5 protein-coding genes are annotated in these 6,628 nt (G+C 53.4%); 1 reads left to right on the top strand and 4 read right to left on the bottom strand.

Annotated elements, in window-relative coordinates; translation table 11 throughout:
* Positions 1 to 185 precede the first annotated feature (185 nt).
* Positions 186 to 1,511, bottom strand: a complete 1,326-nt coding sequence (locus ACSZPU_RS21985) for an MFS transporter (RefSeq protein WP_499003130.1) — start codon at positions 1,509 to 1,511, stop codon at positions 186 to 188.
* 216 nt (positions 1,512 to 1,727) lie between these two features.
* A complete protein-coding gene (gene cybB / locus ACSZPU_RS21980) occupies positions 1,728 to 2,258 on the bottom strand; it encodes a cytochrome b561 (protein WP_499003128.1) in 531 nt (176 codons plus the stop codon).
* A 522-nt stretch (positions 2,259 to 2,780) separates the two neighbouring features.
* Between cybB and ACSZPU_RS21975 the strand changes: the two genes are divergently transcribed.
* Complete coding sequence (locus ACSZPU_RS21975) at positions 2,781 to 3,671, top strand: alpha/beta hydrolase (protein WP_499003132.1); 891 nt, start codon at positions 2,781 to 2,783, stop codon at positions 3,669 to 3,671.
* A 252-nt stretch (positions 3,672 to 3,923) separates the two neighbouring features.
* On the opposite strand, the gene aldA is transcribed toward ACSZPU_RS21975, so the two are convergent.
* A complete protein-coding gene (gene aldA, locus ACSZPU_RS21970; protein ID WP_499003126.1) occupies positions 3,924 to 5,363 on the bottom strand; it encodes an aldehyde dehydrogenase in 1,440 nt (479 codons plus the stop codon).
* A 198-nt stretch (positions 5,364 to 5,561) separates the two neighbouring features.
* A complete protein-coding gene (locus ACSZPU_RS21965; protein WP_499003123.1) occupies positions 5,562 to 6,359 on the bottom strand; it encodes a YdcF family protein in 798 nt (265 codons plus the stop codon).
* Between the last annotated feature and the right edge of the window lie 269 nt (positions 6,360 to 6,628).

Here is a 6,628-nt window from a genome sequence, read left to right as displayed (position 1 = left end):
GTCATGATAATAGGGCCTTCTGATTAGAAGGCCCTATTATCAATGATTTTTATCCTCGTGACGACACTATCTAATCAAATAAAAATATATTATTGATCGACAAAACCGATCGAATGATCACTTTTTGATCTCGCCCAGCATGAGAGATAAGCACCCGGCAGCAAAAACGACTACCGGGTGACAGATTAACGCTTAAGGGGCAGCCCAGCCGTTTCGCGGGCCCGAAGGACAGTCAGGAAGGTAATCAGCGCAGCAGCCATCACATAATACGCCGGCGAGAATTTATCCCCCGTTGAAGTGATGAGCCAAATAGAGAACCACGGCGTAATGCCGCCGAAGAATGCGACAGCGAAATTATAGGCAATCGACAACCCACCATAACGCACGCTGGTGGGAAAGAGTTCCGCCATTGCAGCACTACAGGCACCGTCAAAGGCCGCAATAAACGCCCCAAGCATGACCATCGCCAGCACCGCAGAAAGCATATCGCCGTTGGCCATCAGCATCATTGCCGGGTAGCTCAACAGAATGAAACCTCCACATCCCGCCAGCATCAACGGCTTACGGCCAAATTTATCGGATAAATAGCCCATAAACGGCACCAGCACGGCGACGGAAAATAAACCGATCGTCGTGATGGCGTAAGAGTCCAGCTTTGAGTAATGCAGCTCGGTGGAGAGATAACCGGGCATAAAGGTTTGTAGCGTCCAGTGACCAACCGCTTTGATGACCACAAAACCCACGCAAAAGAGCAGCGCCGCCCAGGCATGTGTTACCGCAGAGCGCAACGGTGTGGCATCGGTTTGCCCCTGTTTCTGCGCTTCCAGAAATTCGGGTGAATCCTCCAGATGGGTTCGCAGATAGAGCCCCACCCAACCCAGCGGCCCGGCGATCAGGAACGGAATACGCCAGCCCCAGTCATTCATGGCGCTTTCCCCCAGCGATGCCGTCAGCAGAAAGACCAGACCGGAACCCACGACAAATGCCATAAAGCCAAAGTTATCGATCCAGCAGGTAAAATAGCCGCGTTTATTATTGGGTGCGTATTCCGCCAGATAGGTCGTTGCCCCCGAGCTTTCACCTCCCGCTGCAAATCCCTGCACAAGACGAGTAATCACCAGCAGCACGGTGGCGGTAATACCAATCTGGTGATAGGTCGGTAACAGTCCCATCACAAAGGTCGCCCCGGAGGTAAGCAATATGACGGTAGCGAGGACTTTTTGCCGCCCTTTCCGATCGCCAAGTGAGCCAAAAAACAGACCTCCGAGCGGGCGCATCACAAAGCCCGCGCCAAAGACCGCGAACGAAGATAACAGCGCCACGCTGGGGTTTTCCGCGTGGAAGAATTGTAAGCCGATGATGGCGGCGAGCGTTCCGTAGAGGCCAAAATCAAACCATTCCACAAAATGGCCGACGCCCGTAGCCAGCAGAACTTTGCGTAATTTGCGTGACGTAGTGGCATCCTCCGGCAAAACCGTCCGTTCGAGAGATTGCTGCGCAGGCTGTGTCATAGCCCCTCCATTGATGACGGTGTTTCTATAATAGATATACTATCTACACTGCCCGTACGAATTTCGCACAGCGGATAACGCCCAAAATGTGATAGCCGCCCTGCTTTCTCAATGAAAAACCAAAGACGATCACATTTCTTTTAAGCAAAAAATAAGCCCCGCAACCAGGCGAGGCTTAATAATAACGGCATGTTGATACCGCTACAGCGGTCATCTTTATACACGTTTTTTTGGCATCATGCGCAATAACGTATTGTCTTTGAAGAAATAATGGTGCGCAAGCGCGGCTAAAGCATGCAAAGCGATGACATAATAACCCAGCATCGCCAGCGTCACGTGGTATCCCTTAAGCATATCCACCAGATCGAAATTGGCCTCAGCGGCGTGCGGCATCGGCAGACCAAAGGCAATCCAGTTGCCGCCGCGGTTGTACATCATCAGCAAACCCAGAATCGGCAGTACGATGAACAACAGGTAAATAACCAGATGACCCAGATGCGCCAGGCCTGTCATCATTGGCGACGGTTTTGGCACAATCGGCGGTGTTGGCGTCTTTAAACGAACGAGCAATCGCGTCACCATCAGCACCAGAATGCTTATACCGCAGGAAACATGCGCAATATTGAAGTACGGACGGTACGCACGCGGCGCAAAACCACGAAACTCCATGGCGCAATACGTCACAATGACCAGAAGAAATACCAGCCAGTGTATGGCGATTTGAAGCCCGGAAAACTTGCTGCGCATAAGAGAATCCTGCAACTAAACAAACAGAAGGCCAACATACCGGGCTTTTCTTAAAAATTCATTAACTTTTCTTTATCAATTATCAACCGCTTACCGATGCATGAAAAGCCGTCATTTGCCGTTGCCGCTAACCCCGGCTATGCCTGGTGAAGTGAAAATTTTGAACCCAACGCCCGAAAAATCCGTTAACTTTGCGAGCCCTGCGTCACTAAACCTGGCAAACAGTAATTACATCACAACGCGAGTTACGTTTCTGGCAACCCTGCCGTGCACGCAGGCACTGACGGCAGAGTTTATCTTTCGGCACGTTATGTCAGAACAGCTGATCCCTTCCAGCCCGGCCTTGCTAATGGCAAAGTTGAAGTGATTGTGAGCTACAACTGATCCCAATAAGATCGTGACGTGCCTTTTGCTTTTTGTCTGGCACACCATTTCTGTTCTCTCCGCTATGATATAAACCTTCGTTTCAATGTCTGGAGATACGGCGTGAAACACATCAGTACGCAAGAATTAGTCGCCCTTATGCAAGATGCGGTTAAACGTTGCGCGACATTTCCCGTCTGGCCGCAGGGTGAAGCGCCTGGTGCCATAGCCAGCACGACTGTCTTGCAACTCGAAGAAAATCATACCGGTCCATCCGCGTTTGACCGTTCTGTCACTGGCGTTCGTGCGCCGCAGATTACCGTTTATGCACCAGAAAATCCCAACGGTGTAGGTCTCCTGGTCACGCCGGGCGGCTCATATCGCCGCGTGGTGCTGGATAAAGAAGGCAGCGCGCTGGCCCCGCTCTTTAATGCCCGCGGTTACACGCTTTTTGTGATGACCTACCGCCTGCCGGGTGACGGCCATATCGAAGGGGCTAATGCGCCGTTGGCCGATGTCCAGCGTGCTATGCGAACACTGCGGGCACGTGCGCAGGAGTGGCAGCTTGATCCGGATCGTTTAGGCGTGCTGGGGTTTTCTGCGGGTGGCCATGCCGCCGCAAGTCTGGGAACACGCTACGCGGAAAAGGTCTATCCAATACTGGATGATATCGATGGGCAGAGCGCCCGTCCGGCGTTTATGGCTCTGGTATATCCGGTCATCACCATGCGTGAAGCGATTGACCATCCCGGTTCACGCCATGAACTTATTGGCGATACGCCGACGGAACAACAGATTCACCATTATTCGTTAGAAGAGCGCGCAGACAGCAACACTCCCCCGACCTTTTTACTCCATGCCGTCGATGACCCGGCGGTGAAGGTGGAAAACAGCGTGGTGATGTTTACCGCATTGCGCCGTCTCGGTGTCCCAGTGGAGATGCACCTGTTCGAACAAGGCGCACATGGTTTTGGTATTCGTGATGCGCAGGGATTGCCCGCCGCCGTGTGGCCGGATCTGATGATGAACTGGATTGAAACAAAGGTATGAATCGTGGGGTCCCGGATGCGGCGGCAAACCGCCTTATCCGGGCTAGGCGATCGTGCCGCCCACGAAATTTGTACGGTGCGGTTGCGTATCCCTGAGTAGCCCTGGTAAGCGAAGCTCCACCGGGGAATTCCCGGATGCGGCGGCAAACCGTCTTATCCGGGTTACGCGATCGTGCCTCCCGTGAAATTTGTGCGGTGCGGTTGCGTATACCTTAGTAGCCCCGGTAAGCGCAGCACCACCGGAGATGTCCCGTTACGCCTGCAAATACACCATCTGGGTTTGCAGGTACTCTTCCAGGCCGTGCTTACCATCCGCACCACCAATTCCCGACTTACGCCAGCCCGCATGGAAACCCTGCATCGCTTCGAAGTTCTCACGGTTGATGTAGGTTTCACCGAACTTCAGCCCTTTTATGGCCTTCATCGCGGTGTTCAGGTTTTGCGTATAAACCGATGACGTCAGCCCGTAATCGCTGTCATTGGCCATCGCCAGCGCCTCTTCCAGCGTGTCGAACGACACAACCGGCAGCACCGGACCAAAGGTCTCTTCATGCATGATGGACATGTCCTGGCGCACATCCAGCAACAACGTCGGCGGGTAGAAATAGCCTTTGCCTTCTACCGCTTTGCCACCGAGCACCACGCGCGCCCCTTCCGCCACCGCACGAGCTACTTTGGACTCCACGCGCTCAAGAGCGGCTGCGTTGATCAGTGGTCCCATCGCGATGTCATTACGCTGGCCCGGATTACCAAATTGCACCGCTTTCATCGCCTCGCCCAGACGGTTAACAAAACGGTCGTAGATACCTTTCTGTACGTAGACACGTTCGGCGCAGTTACAGACCTGCCCGGTGTTGATCACGCGGGAATCGACGATCGCTTTCACCGCCAGTTCCAGGTCGGCATCGTCAAGAACGATAGCCGGGGCTTTACCGCCCAGTTCCAGGCACACTTTGGTGATATTTTTCGCCGCCGCGGTCATGATCTTTTCACCCGCGACCACGCTACCCGTCATGCTGACCATTGCCACCTTCGGGTTGCCTGCCAGCTCCTGACCGACGGTTTCACCGCGACCCAGCACCAGGTTAAAGACCCCTTTTGGCAGCCCAACCTCATGTACCACCTGGGCAAACGCGATGGCGTTATTCGGGGTGAATTCGCTCGGTTTGATCACAATGCTATTGCCGGTGATCAGCGCCGGCGCCAGTTTGCGGGCAATCAGGAAGAACGGGAAGTTCCACGGCAGGATCCCGGTGGTGACGCCCAGCGGACGTTTGAAAACAAAGATATTTTCGCCCGGACGGTCGCTTTGTAAGATTTCCCCTTCGTAGCGGCGCGCCCACTCTGACATGTAGTCTATATAATCGGCGGTGAAATTGACTTCCACCTCTGCCAACTGCTGGATTTTCCCGCCTTCGGCGACGATCAACGCGCTGATTTCGCTCGCTCTGGCACGGATACCGGCCGCAATTTTGCGCAACCATCCGGCACGTTCAATCGCGGGCAATGCTTCCCACGCAGGCTGCGCTTTATCAGCAGCATCAATTGCTTTGAGCGCATCTTCCGCAGTTCCATCCGGGATACGTGAAAGCAACTCTTCTGTCGCCGGATTGGTGACATCAATCCAGGCATCGCCCTGCCAGGTAACAAATTGACCATCGATATACATAGGGTGCTGTACGGGTGCTGTCATGACCTGCTCCTGTAATGACATTGTTTTTAACAAGTGAACTCATTGTTAAAAATCTACAAGTGCACGGCCCATTTCCCAGGTTGGTGAGTGAGTTTTGTGAGTTAACTCATAAAAGAAAAGCATAAACGCAACAATGAAATAACATCGAATCAACAATGACTGCCCGTTTGCGCCAGCATCGACGCAAACGGGCAGACTTTAGCTTAATGAACGGGTGCGCAGCGTTTCGTTAAGCACGTCATCGGCTTGCAGAACCTGCCAGGCGTTTTCGACCTCCGGGGGAAAATCGACGTGAGCAATAAAATCACGTCCCGCCGGGCCGTAGCCCAGCGCGTCATCTCTCAGGCGTGGTACTTCACCCAGAATTAGCGACAAATAGCGCTCAACGGTCCACAGCCCCTCTGCCGGAGGTAAAAATGCCAGCCCAACGCTGGTGTTGATCAGTTCAGGGACGACACCGGGGTAACTCAACCAGTGAGGCGCATTTGCGCAACCCTGACTAACCCGGGCAAAAGTCGCCATCGTCCTGCGCTGCATAGTGGGATCCTGAATCACCAGCGCGGTGGTGAGTTCCATTCCGCGCGAACAGATTAGATCGACGGTGAAACGTGCATTTTCGCCACAGTTGGTCGATTGATCTTCAACGATGATGTTGTCAGCCGGAATGCCCCAAAATTGTTGGGCAATATCGACCAGAATCGCCGCTTCCGGCCTGCCGGTTGTGCGCAGCAGGTTGTATTGCGGATGGCGCGCCACTGCCGCATACAGGAAGGTCGTGGAATGCCCGACGCCACCACTGATCACTAAAGGAAGATTAGTGCGCGAGGCAATATCGAAGGCCGTATCGATTAACGGAATCACCGCATTACCTGCGAGAATCACCGCATCTGCACGCACAGGTTCTGGCTTGCTGGCAAAGTCATTTTGCGCCAGCCACTGCCCCAGGGTATTGGCGGCTGCCAGGGTCTGTTCAGGTAAGCAGGGAAAAATCATCATGGATAGAGCCCTCCATTTTTAAACTCCATTACAGATTAGTTAAGCATTACTACATCGTAAAGTGCGATAGAGATCACACGAAATCCCTGCGCGCGATGGGGCGCTATTATGCGGCTACGTCCCGGTAAGTTGCTATATTTAGCGCACTTCCACGCAAAATTGCCGCGCTCTAATACACTTGAATTATTCATCCTGCTAGATAGTGTCGTCACAAGATTTTAGCCCAGAGAGCGATGCATCTGATCTGGACGGCAGCGAGAAATGAGGCC

The organism is Phytobacter sp. V69, from assembly GCF_965644215.1.
Classification (GTDB): domain Bacteria; phylum Pseudomonadota; class Gammaproteobacteria; order Enterobacterales; family Enterobacteriaceae; genus Phytobacter.
This window is presented reverse-complemented; position numbering and strand designations above follow the sequence as displayed.

Bases quoted from the DNA above. Each gene is read 5' to 3' on its own strand.
- ACSZPU_RS21965 (WP_499003123.1), bottom strand. From the start codon at position 6,359: ATGATGATTTTTCCCTGCTTACCTGAACAGACCCTGGCAGCCGCCAAT.
- ACSZPU_RS21975 (WP_499003132.1), top strand. From the start codon at position 2,781: ATGCAAGATGCGGTTAAACGTTGCGCGACATTTCCCGTCTGGCCGCAG.
- aldA (WP_499003126.1), bottom strand. From the start codon at position 5,363: ATGACAGCACCCGTACAGCACCCTATGTATATCGATGGTCAATTTGTT.
- cybB (WP_499003128.1), bottom strand. From the start codon at position 2,258: ATGCGCAGCAAGTTTTCCGGGCTTCAAATCGCCATACACTGGCTGGTA.
- ACSZPU_RS21985 (WP_499003130.1), bottom strand. From the start codon at position 1,511: ATGACACAGCCTGCGCAGCAATCTCTCGAACGGACGGTTTTGCCGGAG.